Below are 4066 nucleotides of genomic sequence, written 5' to 3' on the forward strand. Positions count from 1 at the left end.
CATAGGTTGGATCTTAAGGAATAAAACTTGAAAACATGCTCTGAATTTGATCTGATAGTAATCGCCAAACCACTATCTATCCCAAAAGCAGAGCATGAATAAATATAATACTGAGTTAAACAAAATAACGAAAGTGCTTAACGATTTTAATATTAACGAAATAGGTAAAACAAGCCGTTTTTGTAGCCGTAAACGAATAATAAAACCTTTCGAATTAGTCATGTCGTTAATAACGGCTCTAGGCGATAAATCGGTAAACACCGTGACAGATTTACATCGTTATTTTGTGAAGTTGACGGAAACTGATGTTCAATATAAACCGTTTCACAATCAACTGAGTAAGCCTGAATTCAGCCAATTGATGAAATCACTGGTCGATGTGGCGTTAAATGAATGGCAGCAACAAATACTCGGCACAGAAGTCACACTGTCAGATTTCAAACGCATCATATTGCAAGACGGAAGTTCGTTCGCAGTGCACGATAGTTTAAAAGATACCTTTAAAGGTCGCTTTACTAAAATAAGTCCTGCGGCAATAGAGGTTCATGTGAGTTGGGATGTGCTTCAAGGTTATCCCGAAGAAATCTCAGTGAGTCCTGATAGCCAAGCTGAATATGATTTTTTACCTGATGCTAAATCGTTAGTCGACACCTTGTTTTTAGCGGATAGAGGTTATTTTAAGTTATCGTATCTTGAATCAATTGATACAGCAGGAGGCTTTTATGTTGTCAGGGCTAAAACCACGGTTAATCCAACCGTAGTAGCTGCTTTTAATCGTCACGGTAACGCGTTAAAACGGTTTTCACAGAAGAAGCAAAAGGACGTTAAAAAGCATATTCGTCGTAGTGTTATTGTCGATATGGATGTGGAAGGTAAAACTAATTATCGATTGATTGCGAGCTGGCCTAGAGGAAAAAGTGAGCCTACTTATTGGGCAACGAACTTAAATCGAGAAAAATTTAGCGCTGAAGCGGTAATAAAGCTCTACAGTCTCAGGTGGCAAATAGAGTTACTGTTTAAAGAATGGAAGTCTTATTGCAACCTGCAAAAATTTAACACCAGAAAAGCGAGCATGATGGAAGGCTTGGTGTGGGCAAGTTTATTGACGTTGTTAGTAAAGAGGCGAATAGGCATGAGTGTTCAACAACTTGCCGGTATTGAGCTATCAACATTTATGGTAGCAAAAAACACCCAAGGTTGGTTTTATCAATTAATGGAGTCGATAACACAAGGCGTGATATCGACACTGAATAAAGCATGGCAAAAAACTATCAGTTTTTTGTCAAAATATGCACGAAGAGCGAACCCAAAAAGAGATAAAGAAAAAGGACGATTAAAATGCGGCCTGAATCCAATTATCTCTTAATGTCTAACCTATGAAAAATGGCTCATTAATTAAGTGTTTTTTATTATTAGCGCTATTAAACCAAAAATCAGTATCATCCATTTCACCAAAAGGTACACCTTCGTATTGAATCCAATATTTATAACCTGCACTTACTTTACTCATAGTAAAGTCTAAGCGCTCTGGGTAAAAGTCCCATTGCCCTTCCCACTTTTTATTTGCTGAGGTGAAAGTAATACGGACATGCTGCGCAGTATTAACATCAATTACTGACGTTGATAAATCTGTACCTGCATTTAGAGCATGAAAATAATTTCCATCCTGTTTATGAATTGCATTTGGAAATCCACGATACTCCCCTTTATGCCCAGACCCTTTTGCATTATGAAAACCAATCCAATCAATTCCATCACTATCTAACAAACTTGATAAACCACCGCCTTGTTTTTCAAGGTAATAAGTCGCGTTAGCTATTTTAATAATATAGCTGGGTACATCACCGGCTGAGCTATCAATACCATGAGTAAGTCGAACCGTTTGTTTTTGTAAAACCTGTTGATTTTCAGTAGTGCAGCCATAAACAAAAAACATTAAACCTGATAATAAAACCAACCATTTTATTTTTATTAATATTGCTAATCTCATATACATCCCTTCAAAACTTATATTGCCAGTGTTATTATTTTTATAAAAGCGCCACATTAGTAATGAATATATGCAGCGCCAATAAAATTAATAATTACATTAAAGTTGTGCTGTAATTTGTGTTGGCTTTGCGCTTTTTTTCAATAAAAACCCCGTGCTTAAAATAATTAATGCACAACAAACAAAAATTAAGCGCCCCCATAACGGATTAGGTATTAAAGCCATAAAAATAATACCGCACCCCATGTATATCACCATAGATCCCAGTTTATTACGTTGTTGGCGGTCATAATCATCTTGCTCGTTATCAGCAATTACTGGCGTTTCTAAATCTTTAAAGAAGTCATCTGTTTGCTCTTTGTATTTATCGTTTTCTTCTTTATAAAACAATGAAGTTAAACAGAAGAAACCGGCTGTTATTACTAAGTGAGCGCCTATGGTCAATATTAAATTCATGTCTGTTGCTTCTCTTGATGTAAATTCGTCTATACCAATAAAGCGCGAAAAAACATCAGGTGTTAAAACGCTCATTACCAACCAAGATACAAACAAGCCAATTAATACAGTTACCCACGGAGCCCAAGACGGTGTTTTCTTAATGAATAAACCAAATATTAATGGGATAAGAATAGGCACTTGAATCATTACTGAAAAAGACATCATTAAATCAAACAAACTAAGCTCTTTTAATGACTTGAAAAACAATGCCATTACAATAACCAATAAGCCGCTGATAAAACTTAATATTTTACCCATTTTAAGTAAATGTGCGTCATCAACTATTCTATTTCGTTTGGCTAAAAATGGTTGATAAATACTACGGATAAAAATACCTGAATTTTTATTAAGTGCTGAATCCATTGACGACATAGAGGCCGCAAATAATGCCGCAAGCAATAAGCCAACGGTACCAATAGGCATCGCGTTTCTTGCAAAAACCAAGTACACAGCATCCGATGCTTTATTACCAAGTTCTGCATAAGCTAATGCCGCATCGGGGTATAAAATGGCTGACGCCCAAGGAGGAATAAACCAAATAATGCTACCAACACCCATTAATACCATGGCAAGTAGTGATGCTTTTCGTGCATTATCAGAATCTTTAGCGTTTAAAAAACGAAATGAATCATTTAAATTCATAATAGTTATGAGTTGCTTAGCAAGAAAAAACACAAAGGTGCCGACTAATAGCAAACCATAGTTCATATCTGGTCCCATAATAAAATCAGACGGGAACTTAGTAACCAACTCAACAGGTCCACCTACCATTACAAGCGCGACAATTGCACACGCAATAGATACCACTGCAACCACTAATGTTTGCACAAAGTCGGAAGCAACAACCCCCCAAGCACCCGACAATACTGAAATAAACAATACAGCTAGGCCAGTAACAATAATCGTAACGTTAATATCTGCTTCAAACACGGCGCTTGTAAATACGCCTAAAGCATTTAACCAAATACCCGCGTTTAAAAAGCTAAATACAATTAAGGCGCATGAAAAAAACAATTCATTTTGACTGCCAAAACGCCGCTTAATTCCCTCTGTTGGTGTATCTACACGCATTTGACGAAAGCGGTAAGAAAAATATGCCCAACCGCAAAAGTAGGCAAAGGTATTAGCAAAAAACACAAGGCTTACAGCAAAGCCATCGGTAAAGGCTTTACCTGCTGCACCTGTAAAAGTCCATGCAGAAAATTGTGACATGAAGGCAGTTGAACCCACCATCCACCACAACATTCTACCGCCACCACGAAAGTAGTCACTCGTTGATTTAGCTGCCATTTTTTTGAAGGTAAAACCAATACCTACAACTAAAAGGAAATAACCAACTATTACCGCGTAATCATAGATCATGTTATTACCCTTTGATTAAAGTTTACTTACATCTACCCAGTAATCATTTTTACGAATTAAATCGATGAGTTGCTGATATTGGCTGCCTTCTTTGAAAGTTTGATAAGGCGCTACGTCTTCACCTTTAATATCATTAACTAGCTCGCGAATAAGGTAACGCCAGTTACGCTCTGTATCGCCTTCAACATCAGGTACATCTGCAGCAATATCGGCAGG

2 protein-coding genes and 2 pseudogenes are annotated in these 4066 nt (G+C 37.0%); 1 reads left to right on the forward strand and 3 read right to left on the reverse strand.

Annotated features, from left to right (window positions below; translation table 11 throughout):
- The first annotated feature begins 94 nt into the window (after positions 1-94).
- Positions 95-1366, forward strand: a complete 1272-nt coding sequence (locus tag L647_RS0110280) for an IS4 family transposase (RefSeq protein ID WP_024610808.1) — start codon at positions 95-97, stop codon at positions 1364-1366.
- Positions 1367-1381: 15 nt separating this feature from the next.
- Here L647_RS0110280 and L647_RS0110285 read toward each other — a convergent pair.
- The 3 genes and pseudogenes from L647_RS0110285 to L647_RS0110295 form a co-directional block, all read right to left on the reverse strand.
- Positions 1382-1936: pseudogene (locus tag L647_RS0110285) on the reverse strand (hypothetical protein); the annotation flags it as partial.
- A 153-nt stretch (positions 1937-2089) separates the two neighbouring features.
- Complete coding sequence (locus L647_RS0110290) at positions 2090-3850, reverse strand: transporter (protein ID WP_024611046.1); 1761 nt, start codon at positions 3848-3850, stop codon at positions 2090-2092.
- Between the two features lie 15 nt (positions 3851-3865).
- Positions 3866-4066, reverse strand: a pseudogene (locus L647_RS0110295) (gfo/Idh/MocA family oxidoreductase); the annotation flags it as partial.

The sequence above is a fragment of the Pseudoalteromonas sp. TB64 genome (assembly GCF_000498095.1).
In the GTDB taxonomy this organism is placed as follows: domain Bacteria; phylum Pseudomonadota; class Gammaproteobacteria; order Enterobacterales; family Alteromonadaceae; genus Pseudoalteromonas.